Origin of the sequence: Bradyrhizobium sp., assembly GCF_049586575.1 — a bacterium.
In the GTDB taxonomy this organism is placed as follows: Bacteria; Pseudomonadota; Alphaproteobacteria; order Rhizobiales; family Xanthobacteraceae; genus Bradyrhizobium.
In genome coordinates this window covers 1-14103 of sequence record NZ_JBAVCF010000283.1, presented here as the reverse complement: position 1 = coordinate 14103, position 14103 = coordinate 1, and the positions used below count along the sequence as shown (strand labels likewise).

The following is a 14103-nucleotide window of genomic DNA, read 5'->3' as shown; positions in this document are numbered from 1 at the left end:
ATGGAAGAGATCATCGCCCAATATGGCGAGGTGCAGCACCGCTTCGAGGAACTCGATGGCTATGCGCTGGAAGGCCGCGCCCGCGAGGTGCTGGCGGGCTTGAGTTTCAGCCAGGAGATGATGGAGGGCGACGTCGGCACGCTCTCGGGCGGCTGGAAGATGCGCGTGGCGCTGGGGCGCATTCTGCTGATGCGTCCCGACGTCATGCTGCTCGACGAGCCGAGCAACCACCTCGACCTCGAAAGCCTGATCTGGCTCGAGCAATTCCTCAAAGGTTATGAGGGCGCATTGTTGATGACCTCGCACGACCGCGAGTTCATGAACCGCATCATCAACAAGGTGGTCGAGATCGACGGCGGCTCGCTGACGACTTACTCCGGCAACTACGAGTTCTACGAGGGCCAGCGCGCGCTATCCGAAAAACAGCAGCAGGCGCAGTTCGAGCGCCAGCAGGCCATGCTGGCCAAGGAAATCAAGTTCATCGAACGCTTCAAGGCGCGCGCCTCGCACGCAGCCCAGGTGCAGAGCCGGGTCAAGAAGCTGGAGAAGATCGAGCGCGTCGAGCCGCCACGGCGCCGCCAGACCGTTGCTTTCGATTTTCCGGCAGCGCCGCGTTCCGGCGAAGACGTCGTGAGTTTGAAGCAGGTGCAGAAGGGCTATGGCAGCCGCGTCATCTATGACGGGCTCGATTTCATGATCCGCCGCAGGGAGCGCTGGTGCGTGATGGGCGTCAACGGCGCGGGAAAATCCACGCTGTTGAAACTGGTCGCGGGCTCGACCGATCCGGACGACGGCACGGTGGCGTTAGGCGGCAGCGTGAAAATGGGCTATTTCGCCCAGCACGCCATGGACCTGCTCGACGGCGAACGTACGGTGTTTCAGTCGCTGGAAGATGCGTTTCCGCAAGCCGGCCAGGGCTCGCTTCGCGCGCTCGCCGGCTGCTTCGGCTTTTCCGGTGACGACATCGAGAAGCGGTGCCGGGTGCTCTCCGGCGGCGAGAAGGCGCGGCTGGTGATGGCGATCATGCTGTTCGATCCGCCGAATTTTCTGGTGCTGGATGAGCCGACCAACCATCTGGACATGGCGACCAAGGAAATGCTGATTACGGCGCTCTCGCAATATGAGGGGACCATGCTGTTCGTCTCCCACGACCGGCATTTTCTCGCCGCTTTGTCGAACCGGGTGCTGGAGCTGACGCCGGAGGGTATCCACCAGTATGGCGGCGGTTACACCGAATATGTCGCGCGCTCCGGCCATGAGGCGCCGGGCTTGCGCAGCTAGTGTCCGGTTATCGCCACACTAGTTCTTTCGTCTGTCTCGCTTTTCGTCCGCTTCCGCCGTGCTATTCTCAGCCTCAAATCTGGAACAAAAATCCGGGCGGGAGGATAGGCATGCGAAAGAGATTGTGGGCGTATGGCGCCTGCGCGCTGGCGGCAGGATTGACGCTATTTGTCGGCGCGGTTTGGGCCGCCGATGACGCGAAGACCTGCGTCAAGGAATCCGGCGATGTCGCGATCGACGCCTGCTCGCGCGCGATCACATCGGGCCGCTATAAGGGCCATGTGCTGGCCCATATATATCTTAGTCGCGGCGTGGAGCGGCGGGCCAAGGAGGACTATGACGCGGCGCTGGCCGACTTTGCCGAAGCCGTGAAGATCGACAAGAAATATGCCGACGCGTCTTTCAACCGCTGCTCGGTCTACAATTTCAAGAAGCAGTATGACGCCGCCCTTACCGAGTGCAGTCAGGCGATCAAACTCGGCCCCAGCCTTGATGCGACAGTTGCGGGCGGCAGCGAGCGTCTCGGCAAGGACCAGGCCATGTCCGATTATTACGCCGAACGCGGCTTCGCCTATTTCAAGAAGGAAGACTATATCCACGCGCTCGTGGACCTCGACAATGCCGTTCGCCTCAATCCGAATAACGGCAGGGCGCTGAAGACCCGCGGATTGGCCTATGAGGCGAGGGGAGATTCACGCGCCCAGGCCGATCTGACCGCGGCCAAGCTGCTCGGCGAATGAGGCGTTAGAAGTTCATGAAGGAAAGTCGCAAGGACCATTGGGAAACGGTCTATGCCACCAAGGGCGAGAATCAGGTCAGCTGGTTTCAGGATGATCCCACACCCTCGCTCGAATTGATCGAACAGACTCACCCGGGCCCCGACACCGAAATCATCGATATCGGCTGCGGGGCGTCGCGCCTGATCGACGGCCTGGTCGAGCGCGGCTTCCGCCGCGTCACGGCGCTCGACATTTCCGCGGCTGCGCTCGATCTCGCCACGTTGCGGCTCGGCCGGCGCGCCAGCGAGGTGCAGTGGATCGCAGCCGACGTGACGGAGTGGCATCCCTCGCGGCGCTTTGCGATCTGGCACGACCGGGCGGCTTTTCATTTTCTGGTCGATGAGACCGATCGGGCCGCCTACATCGCACGGCTGAAGGAGGCGCTTGTCCCCGGAGGGTACGCCATCATCGCGACCTTCGCGGCCGACGGGCCCGACACATGCAGCGGATTGCCGGTCCATCGTTACGACGCGGCCGGACTGGCAACGGAGCTGGGTGCCGAATTTACGCTCGTGGATTCCCGCCCGCACGATCACCTCACGCCCTGGAATTCGAGCCAGCGGTTTCAGTTTTCGGTTTTTCAAAGACAGAGCGGGCAGGCGGCCTGACCGCCCAAGCTTTTCAGTAGAATGGAAGGAGACTTCATGGCGGCGTCATCCCTGAAAACGACCCGGAGGGCCGCGCTCGGCGCGCTCGCTGCCGCAGGCGCGATGGCGACCGGAGGCGTGGCGGCGCAAGCCCAGACCGCCCCGAAGACATTCGTGCTGGTTCACGGCACCTGGCATGGCGGCTGGTGCTGGCGCCGCGTTGCGGACGCGCTCGAGCGCAAGGGGCACAAGGTTTACGCGCCTTCGCTGACCGGCGTGGCCGATCGCTCGCATCTCCTGACCAGGGACGTCAACCTGACCACGCACGCCAACGACGTGGCGAACCTGGTCAAGTGGGAGGATTTAAAGGACGTCGTGCTGGTCGGCCATTCCTCCGCCGGCTTCGTGATCACGGAAGCGGCTGAGCAGATCGGTCCGCAAGTCTCGTCGATCGTCTATCTCGATGCGTTCGTGCCGCAGCCCGGCGACAACCTGATATCGCTTGCCAATCCCGGCCCGCGCAAGGCGCTGGAGGCGGCGGTGGCGCGCGGCGATCTCGTCGCAAAGCCGGTGCCGGCCGCGGCCTTCAACGTCAACGAAAAAGACCGCGCCTGGGTCGATGCCAAGTGCACGCCGCATCCGCTCGCGGCCGTCGTGGAGAAAGTAACAGCCGCCGGCGCGCGTGAGAAGATCGCGCGCAAGACATACGTCCGCGCGACCGGCTTCAAGAGCCCGGTGTTCGATGAGACGCTCGCGAAGATGAAGACGATCCCGGGCTGGAAGACCTACGAAGTCGCGTCAGGTCACGACGTGATGATCGACCGGCCCGACCGCCTGGTCGAGATCCTGATCGAGGTCGCCTGAGGACGGCTCAGTGTCTCAGTAAAACGTGGAGGCGGCGTACCACGGCTGCGGCCTCAGCGAGCGCGGCCACGTCCGCGGCTGCGGCAATGGCACGGCCTTCGGCAGCGCGTCGGGGTGCGCTTTCCCGTTCGCCGCGAGCATCGATTTCGAGTGGCTGGGCTTGTCCGACCGTTTCAGAGGCGTGAGGTCGGGGAAGCCGTGATCGTCCCTGTTCCCGCGAAAGAAAAGGATGCCGCGGTCGACATAGGGTGCCGTGAATTTCTGCTCGAGTTGCGTCACCTGTTCGGGATTGACCGCAGCGCTACCGGCCTCGCCGCCGCCAGGAACTGAACCGCCAAGAGTTGGACCGCCAAGAGCTGAACCGCCAAGAGCTGAACTGCCAAGAGCTGACGTTGCGAGAACTGAAACGCCGAGCGTTGAAACGTCGCCTGCCTTAGCGAGGCTCGCATGGTCGGACGCCGGATCAGGCGCGGCGCTGCCCGACGGGGAGGCGCTTTCCGCGTCGGCCGAGACCATCGCCATGGCGTTCGCCACGCCCGCAGTGCCCGCGCCCTCGGTCCTCGCGGCGATAAAGGCGCTGACGGCGGCGGGATCCGGCGCATCCGCTGAACTGACCGCCGCGATGCTCGCAGACAGCCTGGCCGTGAGGTCGATGTTGCTCGCCGGCGCACGCGAAGCCGCCAGGCCGCCGATCGGCGCGACCAACGCCATCGACATGTGCATGAACAGAAAATAGCCGCCGACGCTTGCGAGCGAGATGGACGTCAGCGCCAGCACGGTGGATGCAATCTTGTGAACCTTCGCGGCGATCGGGTGGGCGGCGGCCGGGTCTTTCTCAAGTTGCGCCAGCAGCAGCAGGTGGTCGTAGGCCGCGCGTTGATCCCTGTCGCACAGGATTTCATTGGCGCGCACGATCTGCCGGAATTTCACCGCAGCGTCGGGATCGTCGGGCCTGATGTCGGGATGGGTGCCTTTGACGGCCCTGCGAAACGCAGACCTCAGGCCTTCGGCATCGTCTTGTGGAAGAGCCCCAAGCAAATCGTAAAGCGTATCCATTGCGCTCTCGCTGCAGGATTCACTCGCCCCCCGTCCAAAATTCCCGTCGCGAAATTTTCTGCGGAGTACGCGTCAACCAATTCACCGCACAAAAATCATGTTGATGCAGTGGGGCAAAAAAATGGCTGTAAACCCCGGCGTCAAAAAAGCTTCTCATGGAGATACTTGTTTGGTTAACGGCGGGCCCGCGGGCCTCGCTTTGCCTGGCTAAAACCGCAATCCCGCTCGGCTTGTGGCATAAGGAAGGCAACGCGGCGACTACATCCGGCGCCGGTCCTTTCGACCGCGGCCGATTTTCGGATGCGGCCGTAAAACACCGTGCTTTCGAAACGGCGATCGACGGCGCCGGGTGCGCGCGGATCGGCCGATCGTCCCAAGGGTGCCGATTTCGGCGCTCGTTCGTTGAGTCGGCAGCCGCAAACCCGCGTTCGTCATCTCATGAAATGACGGTCAACCTGCCAATCTCGAAGCGCATGACAATTCAATCGGTCGAACGCGCCGGGCAGTCGGCCGCAAAGACGAACAAGCGGCCGGCGCGATGCCTGTTGACCATTGGCCGCTGCGGATCTATCGCGCGTCCCGCGATTTGTTCACCACGAACGCGCGTCTAAAAAATACTTTAGGCCTCGATAAATGTTTCTTTAGTTGGGCCTCGAAAGTGCGGGTGTAGATTCGTCGCATCGTCCCGATCGTTTCCATTGATCGCCGCGAGAATCAGCGATCTGGAAATCGAGATGGCAACGAGCTGGAGCCTTTGTTTCGTTATCGCTTGAGCACGATCATCGCGCCAGGGCTGGCGCCTTGTCGCAGCGGAAAGGGCTGTCCCTTTTTCTGATCATGGCTCCGGCATTTGTCTTGAACGACTACCGAGAGGAGAACAGTCATGACCAAGCTATCGCTTATTGGCGTTGCTGTTGTCGCTGCTTGCACCGCGTTCGCAGTGCCTGCCTTCGCGCAGCACAAGACTACCCATTTCAACGACACCTATGCTCAGGCTAATTACTGTGCCGGCCATGAGCCGGGCAATCCCTACAACAGGGAAACCGACTATATGAGCTGGAGCGCCTGGCGCGTACGCGGCGGCTGGGACGCCAGCAACGACTATAACTGCATCCCGAGCCGCTGACCGACGGCAAGTTCCGATCGAAAGGCCGGTGCGCGACGGTCCCCACCGTCGGGCACCGGCTATCTTTTCGGTTTTTCCGGTGTGGTTTTTTCCCAAAGCCAGCGCGCGACCGCATCCGGTGAAGCGTTGCTGTCGCCGCCGGCGGCCCGCAGATTGGCTTCGCGCATCGTGGCAATATCGATGCGGCCGATGAGCGGGCGCAGCGCTTCCTGCAACTCCTCATCCCCGGCGCGTTTCGGCGCGATGAGAACAAGCGCATCATAGGGCGGGATTATGCCCTTGGGATCGCCGAGGGCAACGAGATCGTATTTCGCGATCAGGCCGTCGCTGGTGTAACCCGCGATCACATCGACCTCGCCGGACGCCACCGCCGCGTACATGAAGTCCGGCTGCATCTGGCGTTGCTCACGGAAATTCAGCCCATAGGCCGTGCGCAGCGCCGTCCACTCCGGCCGCGAGAAGAATTCGTAGTCACCCGCGATCGACAACGCAGGCGCAATGGCGGCGAGATCGGAGACGGTGCGAATGCCGTATTTTTCGGCGCGCTTTCTCGGCATTACCAGCGCATAGGCGTTCTCGAAGCCGAGCTCGCCGAGCAACGTGACCTTCTGGCGCGCCAGTTCGGTCTTCAGGTCGGCGAGCAGTTGCTGACGCGGTTTGAGCGCGGTGTGATGAAACTGGTTGGTCCACAATGTGCCGGAATAATCGACATAGACGTCGATGTCGCCGTTCACCAGCGCTTGATAGATCACGTTGGAGCCGAGTCCCTCACGGGTTGTGGCCGAAAGACCGGCATCGCGCAGGCGCTCGCTGATCAGCGCCGCCAGCACATATTGCTCGGCGAAAGTCTTGGCGCCCACGACATATGTCGAAGAGGACCGCGCCAGCGAAGGCACCAGCGTCGCGGCGACCAGGGCCGCGATTCCAGCGCCGCCCAGGATCGTGCGGATACGATCGCGGTTGCGCAAGCCGGCCTCGATCAGCGCCAGCAGCTGATCGACCGCGAGCGCGAGCAGGGCCGCGGCGGCGCAGCCGAACAGCACCAGCACCCAGTTCTGGGTTTGCAGCCCTGCAAAGATGTAGTTGCCGAGGCTGGTCTGGCCGATCGGCGTCGACAGTGTGGCCGTGCCGATCACCCAGACTGCCGCGGTGCGGATGCCGGCCATCATCACCGGCAGCGCCAGCGGCAGCTCGACCGAGATCAACGATTGCAGCGGCGTCATGCCGACGCCTTCGGCGGCTTCCAGGATCGAAGGTTCGATGCCGCGCAGACCGATAATGGTGTTGCGCAACACCGGCAGCATCGAATAGAGCGCCAGCGCCAGCACCGCCGGCAGGAAGCCGAACGCGGAAAAGCTGAAACCGAACCAAGACAGCGACAGCGAGGCGAGAGCGAGCAACAGCGGGTAGAACAGCGCGAGCAGCGCCAGCCCCGGCACGGTCTGCACGATGCTGGCAAGCCCGAGCAGCACGCCGCGCATCACCGGGCGGTTGCGCGCGGCAATCGCGAGCGGAAGCGACACCAGAAGCCCGAGCACAAGGGCCGCAAGGCTGACCCGCACGTGGCTGCCGAGATAGTCCGGCAGATGCGCCAGCGCCTCACCCCAGCGTGGATCGGAAAAGATGCTCATGCGCCACCTCGCGGCAGCAACGCATTGAGCCGTTCCGCCTGCCGGCGCGGCGTGCGCAGAAGCTCGCCGACATAGGCGTCGTCGCTTTGCGACAGTTCCGATGCCGTGCCCTGCGCCAGCAGCTTGCCGCCGCGCATCACTGCGATTCGGTCGGCGTGCAGGATGGCTTCGGTCATGTCGTGGGTGATCAAGACCGTGGTCAGTCCAAGCCTGGTGTGAAGCGCCCGGTAGTCGTCGCAAAGCGCGTCGCGCGTCAGGGGGTCGAGCGCGCCGAACGGCTCGTCCATCAGGACGATCTTCGGTTTCGCTGCGAGCGCTCGCGCCACGCCGACGCGCTGGCGCTGACCGCCGGAGAGTTCGTGCGGAAAGCGGTCGCGAAATTCCTTTCGCTCGAGCCGCACCAGGTCGAGGAGTTCATCGACGCGAGCGGCGATGTCGGCCTCGCGCTCGCCTTTCAGCTTCGGCGTGATGCCGATATTGGCGGCGACGCTCATATGCGGGAATAATCCGCCGCTCTGGAACACGTAGCCGATGCGCCGCCGCAAGGCGACCGGATCGGCCGCGCGCACGTCCTCACCCTCGATGGTGATGTTGCCCTGGTCGGCGTCGATCAGGCGATTGGCAAGCCGCAGCAACGTGGTCTTGCCCGAGCCCGAGCCGCCGACAATGGCGAGGAATTCGCCGCGCCCGACCTGAAGCGAAACGTCGTCCACCGCCTTGACGCGGCCGCCATCAAAGCTCTTGGCCACATGCGCGAAGGCGATCAGGGCAGCATTTGACATTCCGGCGCGGTCTCATGCATGTGGCGCGTGTCTAGGCTATTACCACGCCTGCCGCTTTGCGTTGAACTTATCCGTCGCTTTGGCTAAGCCATCTTCCGAGGCTTAAGAAGACTTCGAGGGACAGACGGGTGGCAGCAGAGCCGACAGAAAAAGCGCCGACGGCCGTGGCGCTTGAGAACGCCACCGTGGCGTTTCGCCTCGCCGAGGGACGGGTCTACACGGCGGTGGAGCAGGCCAATTTGACGGTTGCGCCGGGCGAGTTCGTCGCCATTGTCGGGCCGACGGGGTGCGGCAAATCGACATTGCTGAACGTGGCGGCGGGCCTTCTGGCGCCGGCCGCAGGCCGCGTGCGGATATTCGACGGCCCGCTCACCGGCCTCAACCGGCAGGCCGGCTATCTCTTCCAGGCGGATGCGCTGTTTCCCTGGAAGACCGCGATCGACAACGTCGCCATTGCGCTCGAAATCGACGGCACGCCGCGCCGCGAGGCGCTGGAACGTGCGCAGGGTTTTCTCACTTCCGTCGGCCTTGGGGCCTTCTCCCATCGCTACCCGCATATGCTTTCGGGCGGCCAGCGCAAACGTGTCGGCCTGGCGCAGATCCTGATCCGCGATCCGAAGATACTTTTAATGGATGAGCCGTTCGGGCCACTCGATGCCCAGACCCGCCAGATCATGGGCAATCTGTTGCTCGACCTGTGGAGCGCGGATCGCAAGGCGGTGCTGTTTGTGACCCACGATCTGGAGGAGGCGATTGCGTTGGCCGATCGCGTGGTGATCATGTCCGCCGGGCCTTCGGCGCGCATCATCGGCGACTGGCGCGTCGGGCTTGCCCGGCCGCGCGATATCACGGAAGTGCGCTTGAGCAAGGAGTTTCACGTCTTGCACCGGGAAATATGGGACGTGCTGAAAGACGAAGTGATGAAGGGCTACGCCCAATCCTCCACGCAAATTGCGACCGAAGCCGGCTGAGCGGGAGAGACGTAACAACGGACGTCGATGACTATTCCCTGCTTTCGCAGGAAGGCGTCAGGTGGACAGGCCAGCTTGATCTGATGGGGGGCGAAGCTACACTCCGCCCGCCAAAAAACGGGCCCACCCCAAGGCAAGCAGTCAAGGGCAAACGACCCAAGGCAAACATAAAAGGAAGATGTCATGTTCCTACGTGGTTCAACTCTGGCCGGAGCCGTTGCTCTTGTGGCCATGAGCGCTTCTTCTGCCAGCGCGCAAGGCGTGTTCACGCTGTCATCGCCGAGCTTCAAGGACGGCGAACGGCTGGCCGTGAAGAACGCCGGCAACAACAAGTCCAACCCGAATTGCGTCGGCGAAAACGTGTCGCCCGCGCTCAACTGGTCCAATCCGCCGGCAGGCACCAAAAGCTTCGCGCTTTTGATGTTCGATCCGGAAGGCCGTCCGCCCGGCGGCGTCAGCCACTGGGTCGCCTACGGCATTCCGGCCTCCGTCACCGGCTTTGCGGAAGGCGAGGTCTCCAAGCCGAGCGACAAATATGTCGGCGGCTCCAGCCTGATGAAGCTGCCGTCTTATTTCGGCCCCTGCACGCCTCCCGGCCCGATTCACCACTACACGCTGACGCTGATGGCGACCGACCTTGAGCCGACCGCGCTCGCAGCCGGCCTTACCCGCGACGAGGTGATCAAGGCGCTTGAGGGCCATGTGAAGCAGGCGACCGGCCTGATCGGCACCTTCTCGAAGCCGTAAGTGTTCCTGACAGTCCCTCCTCTTCGGAAGGGACTGTCAGATTTTCCGTCGTCCCCGCCTTGTGCGCAATCGCGCAATCGCGCGGGGACCCGTACGCCGCCAAGACAAGATGAGACAGTAATGCCCCGCGTGACGCTTCTTTCCCTGCAAGTGCTGGTCGCGGTCGTATCCCTGGTGCTGTGGCAATTTCTGGCCACCGTGCCGATCCTGGGCCACACCGTGCTGCCGCCGTTCTTCTTTTCGACCCCGGTTGCGATCGGCAGCCAGATCATCGACTGGTTCATCACCGGGGTGATCTGGAAACATCTGGCGATCACGCTGTGGGAATCGATCCTGGCCTTTGCGATCGGATCGTTCCTGGGGGTAGCGATCGGTTTCTGGTTTGCGCGCAAGCCGCTGGTCGCCGCCGTGTTCGACCCTTACGTCAAGATGGCCAACGCGCTGCCGCGCGTGGTGCTGGCGCCGATTTTCGCGCTGTGGCTCGGGCTGGGGATCTGGTCGAAGGTCGCGCTCGGCGTCACGCTGGTGTTCTTCATCGTCTTCTTCAACGTCTACCAGGGCGTCAAGGAAGTCTCGGCCACGGTGCGCGACAATGCCCGCATGATCGGCATGAACGAAGGGCAGTTGATGCGCCACGTCTACTGGCCTTCGGCGCTGTCGTGGATGTTTTCCTCGCTGCACACCTCGGTCGGCTTTGCCGTCGTCGGCGCGGTGGTCGGCGAATATCTGGGCTCCGCCGCTGGTCTCGGCTACCTGATCCAGCAGGCTGAAGGCGTATTCGACGTGGCCGGCGTCTTTGCCGGCATGTTCGTGCTCTCGGCCTTCGTCATTCTGATCGACATCTTGGTCAGTATGGTCGAACGGCGCCTTCTGGTCTGGCGCCCGACCACCACCGCCGAGGTGCGGGGGTAACGGGTCATCGTCATTGCGAACGCAAGCTGGATCGCTTCGTCGTTTCGCTCCTCGCAATGACGAACTTAGACCTTTCGTCGCCTTCTCTTGCGCTGCGTAGTGTTCTATCTTGCTCGCAAATTTGAAGGATTTTGCGGGGAGGAATATCATGCAATCGAGCCTCAAGAACCTGGCGTTGGCGCTTCTTGCGCTTGCCATGATTTCCACATCGGCATCCGCGCAAAGCAAGGTCACGATCGCGGTCGGCGGCGGCGCATGCCTCTGCTACCTGCCGACGGTGCTGGCGAAACAGCTCGGCGAGTATGACAAGGCGGGTCTGAGCGTTGAACTCGTCGATCTCAAGGGCGGGTCGGACGCGCTCAAAGCGGTGTTGGGGGGCAGTGCCGACGTGGTCTCCGGCTATTTCGACCATTGCGTCAACCTCGCCGCCAAGAAACAGGAGCTGGTAGCCTTCGTGGTCTATGACCGCTATCCGGGCGAGGTGCTGGTAGTGTCGCCGAAGCACACCGCCGAGATCTCATCGATCAAGGATCTCGCGGGCAAGAAGGTCGGCGTCAGCGCCCCCGGTTCCTCGACGGACTTCTTTCTCAAATATCTCCTGAAGAAGAACGGCGTCGATCCCGCAAACGTCGCCGTGATCGGCGTCGGCCTCGGCGGCACCGCGGTCGCGGCGATGGAGCAGGGCGAGATCGATGCGGCCGTCATGCTCGATCCGTCCGTCACGGTGCTGCAAGGCAGCCATTCGGACTTGCGGATTTTTTCGGACACCCGCACTGCCAAGGACACCCTCGATGTGTTCGGCGGCGAATATCCGGGCGGTGCGCTCTACTCGACGGCGGCCTGGATTGCGGGTCACGACAAGGAAGTGCAGGCCCTGACCGGAGCAATCCTGAATACGCTCGACTGGATTCATGGCCATTCGGCCGAGGAGATCATGGCGAAAATGCCGCCCAACATGGTCGGCAAGAACACCGCGCTTTATCTCGCCGCGCTGAAGAACACGATTCCGATGTATTCGCAGACCGGCAAGATGGACCCGAAAGGCGCGGATGCGGTGCTTGCGGTGTTCAGTGAAAGCTCACCGGATGTCGCCAAAGCCAACATCGATGTCACCAAGACCTACACCAACAAGTTCGTCGATCGCGCCAGGAAGACGACGGGAACCAATGCGAAATAAAATCTCGCCGCCGGTGTCGGTATGACGCCGCCCGAGATTCATCGTGTCAGGGCGCTCGACCTGAAGGTGCGCGCCTTCGCCTGGCCGTTCGCGGCAGAGCGGCGCGGTGAGATCGACGCGCACTTTGCCGAGAAGCGGCGCGAAAAACCTGACCTCTGGAACGGTCGCGTTCTGCTCGGCCGCAACACGGTCCGCGCCGAAGAACGGCTCTCCGCCGATTATTTCGAGACCGACTTTGCGAGCTTTCTGGCGTGGCGCGACTGGGGTTTTCCCGACGCGAGCGTCTTCAACGGCTTTGGCATGGGCGCGCTGCAATCGTCTGACGGCGCGTTCCTGCTCGGCGAAATGGCTGACCACACCTCCAATGCCGGTCGCATCTATTTTCCCGCCGGGACGCCCGATCCGGATGATGTCAGGGATGGCATGCTCGATATCGCCGGCAGCATCGCCCGTGAGATCGCCGAGGAGACCGGCCTCGATGACGCCGATTACGCCATGGACGCGCACTGGAGCTGTGTATTCACCGGCGCGTCGATCGCCATGATCCGGATTTTGCGTGTCGATATGACGGGTGAGGCCCTGCAGGCGCGGGTCGAGGCCAACCTTGCGCGTGAGAAAAAGCCGGAACTGCGCGCCGTGCATCTGGTGCGCGGGCGCGCCGACATCGTGCCGGCGATGCCGCGTTTCGTCACGGCGTTTCTTGAAGCGCAACTTTCGGGATCAAGCCCATGAGCAAGAAGCCCAAGCCACCCCTGATCGAGCGATTGAAGCCGTTTGTCGCCCCGTTCCGGGTCGATGGCGGGAGCCAGTTTCACCTGAAATCGCACAAGACCAGCGAGAAGGGCGGCCTCGACAAGGAGGAAGGCGAAAAGATCAATGAGGCCAACGTCAAGCGCCTCAGCGATCTTCAGGAGCGGCTCTATGCCCAGGACCGCTGGTCGCTGCTCGTGATTTTTCAGGGCATGGATGCTGCGGGCAAGGACAGCGCGATCAAGTGCATTTTCGAGGGTGTCAATCCGCAGGGCTGCGAAGTGACTTCCTTCAAGCAACCGACCAACCATGAACTCGATCACGACTTCATGTGGCGTTCCGCGATCGCGTTGCCGGCGCGTGGCCGCATCGGCATCTTCAATCGCTCCTATTATGAAGAATGCCTGGTGACGCGGGTGCATCATCATCTGATCGAGAAGGAGAAGATCCCGCGCAAGCTGATCACGCCCAACATCTGGCGCGAACGCTTTGCCGATATTGCCGCGATCGAGCGCTATCTGTCGCGTAATGGCACCGTGATCCTGAAGTTCTTCCTCCATGTTTCGAGGAAAGAACAGCGCCAACGGTTTCTCGACCGACTGGAGCAGCCTGCGAAAAACTGGAAGTTTTCCATGAACGACGTCGCCGAGCGCGCGTTCTGGCCGCGATACATGGCGGCGTATCAGGATGTGATCCGGCACACGTCCACACCCCATGCGCCCTGGCATGTGGTGCCCTCCGACCACAAGTGGTTTGCTCGCGTGGTGATCGGTTCGGCCATCGTCAGCGCGCTGGAAGAACTCAATTTGCGCTTCCCCCGCGTTGACAAGGCTTCGCAGGCGGAATTTGCCAAGGTACGCAAGGCGTTCGAGAGCGAAGGCAAGAGCGGGGCGGGTGGCGCTACCCGTGCGGTCAAGCGGACGGCCAAGCGGACGGCCAAGCGCGGCTGATGCGTAGCCGTCATGACAGCCTGCAGCGCCAGTGCCCCGATTTCCCCCTTGCCGGGAACGATCGTCTAGGATCAAATCGAGACACTGCAACCTTTTCCCCGGGAGACAACGATGCTTAGAAAAATCATGCTGGCGGGCCTAGTCGTCGCATTTGCCGGCGGTGCGGCGTTTGCGCAGGAGAGCTGTGATAGCAAGGCGGTCGGCAAGGACGGCAAGGCGCTCGCAGGCGCGGCCAAGGCCTCGTTCATGAAGAAGTGCATGGCCGATAGTTGCTCCACGAAGGCGGTGAGCGCCGATGGCAAGCCGCTCTCGGGTGCGGCCAAGAACTCATTCATGAAGAAGTGCGAAGCGGGCGGCTAAAGCTGTCTCAAACCTGATCGGTTGAGTGGAGAGCCGCCCTTTGGGCGGCTTTCTTTTGGCGCATGCCTTCTGACGGCGGCTTTGCCCGACGGGTACAAATGTGGCGCAGCCGTCCCCAGTTTGGCCTTGA

15 protein-coding genes are annotated in these 14103 nt (G+C 62.6%); 12 read left to right on the top strand and 3 right to left on the bottom strand.

Translation table 11 applies throughout. From position 1 onward, the window contains the following. The 4 genes from WB528_RS10990 to WB528_RS10975 all read left to right on the top strand — a co-directional run. Positions 1-1281: ABC-F family ATP-binding cassette domain-containing protein (locus WB528_RS10990; protein WP_423888439.1), on the top strand; the 1281-nt coding region annotated here is incomplete at its 5' end. Positions 1282-1391: 110 nt separating this feature from the next. Then, entirely contained in the window at positions 1392-2021 is a 630-nt protein-coding gene (locus tag WB528_RS10985) for a tetratricopeptide repeat protein (protein ID WP_423888438.1), read from the top strand. Positions 2022-2035: 14 nt separating this feature from the next. After that, positions 2036-2668, top strand: a complete 633-nt coding sequence (locus WB528_RS10980; RefSeq protein WP_423888437.1) for a class I SAM-dependent methyltransferase — start codon at positions 2036-2038, stop codon at positions 2666-2668. Between the two features lie 36 nt (positions 2669-2704). Next, a complete protein-coding gene (locus WB528_RS10975) occupies positions 2705-3511 on the top strand; it encodes an alpha/beta fold hydrolase (protein ID WP_423888436.1) in 807 nt (268 codons plus the stop codon). A 15-nt stretch (positions 3512-3526) separates the two neighbouring features. On the opposite strand, the gene WB528_RS10970 is transcribed toward WB528_RS10975, so the two are convergent. After that, positions 3527-4567, bottom strand: coding sequence for a J domain-containing protein (locus tag WB528_RS10970; RefSeq protein WP_423888435.1), 1041 nt, complete (start codon positions 4565-4567; stop codon positions 3527-3529). Positions 4568-5450: 883 nt separating this feature from the next. Here WB528_RS10970 and WB528_RS10965 point away from each other — a divergent pair. Next, positions 5451-5693, top strand: coding sequence for a hypothetical protein (locus WB528_RS10965; protein ID WP_423888434.1), 243 nt, complete (start codon positions 5451-5453; stop codon positions 5691-5693). Positions 5694-5752: 59 nt separating this feature from the next. Here the strand turns inward: WB528_RS10965 and WB528_RS10960 are convergent, their stop codons facing one another. Together WB528_RS10960 and WB528_RS10955 are read right to left on the bottom strand one after the other, a co-directional pair. After that, complete coding sequence (locus WB528_RS10960) at positions 5753-7324, bottom strand: ABC transporter permease/substrate-binding protein (RefSeq protein WP_423888433.1); 1572 nt, start codon at positions 7322-7324, stop codon at positions 5753-5755. Next, entirely contained in the window at positions 7321-8106 is a 786-nt protein-coding gene (locus tag WB528_RS10955) for an ATP-binding cassette domain-containing protein (protein ID WP_423888432.1), read from the bottom strand. Before WB528_RS10955 ends, WB528_RS10960 begins: the two co-directional genes overlap by 4 nt. Before the next feature lie 128 nt (positions 8107-8234). Between WB528_RS10955 and WB528_RS10950 the strand changes: the two genes are divergently transcribed. From WB528_RS10950 to WB528_RS10920, 7 genes are all read left to right on the top strand, one after another. Then, positions 8235-9077 carry an ABC transporter ATP-binding protein gene (locus tag WB528_RS10950; RefSeq protein WP_423888431.1) on the top strand — a complete coding sequence of 281 codons (843 nt, stop codon included), beginning with the start codon at positions 8235-8237 and terminating at the stop codon, positions 9075-9077. Between the two features lie 183 nt (positions 9078-9260). Further along, positions 9261-9824: a YbhB/YbcL family Raf kinase inhibitor-like protein gene (locus WB528_RS10945; RefSeq protein ID WP_423888430.1), complete on the top strand. Its 564-nt coding sequence runs from the start codon at positions 9261-9263 to the stop codon at positions 9822-9824. A gap of 120 nt (positions 9825-9944) precedes the next feature. Next, positions 9945-10736 (top strand): ABC transporter permease, encoded by a 792-nt coding sequence (locus WB528_RS10940; RefSeq protein WP_423888429.1) that lies wholly within the window; start codon positions 9945-9947, stop codon positions 10734-10736. A 148-nt stretch (positions 10737-10884) separates the two neighbouring features. Then, complete coding sequence (locus WB528_RS10935; RefSeq protein ID WP_423888428.1) at positions 10885-11913, top strand: ABC transporter substrate-binding protein; 1029 nt, start codon at positions 10885-10887, stop codon at positions 11911-11913. 21 nt (positions 11914-11934) lie between these two features. After that, entirely contained in the window at positions 11935-12645 is a 711-nt protein-coding gene (locus tag WB528_RS10930) for an NUDIX hydrolase (RefSeq protein WP_423888427.1), read from the top strand. Next, complete coding sequence (locus WB528_RS10925; protein WP_423888426.1) at positions 12642-13613, top strand: polyphosphate kinase 2 family protein; 972 nt, start codon at positions 12642-12644, stop codon at positions 13611-13613. The genes WB528_RS10930 and WB528_RS10925 overlap by 4 nt, the downstream gene beginning before the upstream one ends. A gap of 111 nt (positions 13614-13724) precedes the next feature. Further along, positions 13725-13973 (top strand): hypothetical protein, encoded by a 249-nt coding sequence (locus WB528_RS10920; protein WP_423888425.1) that lies wholly within the window; start codon positions 13725-13727, stop codon positions 13971-13973. Positions 13974-14103 lie beyond the last annotated feature (130 nt).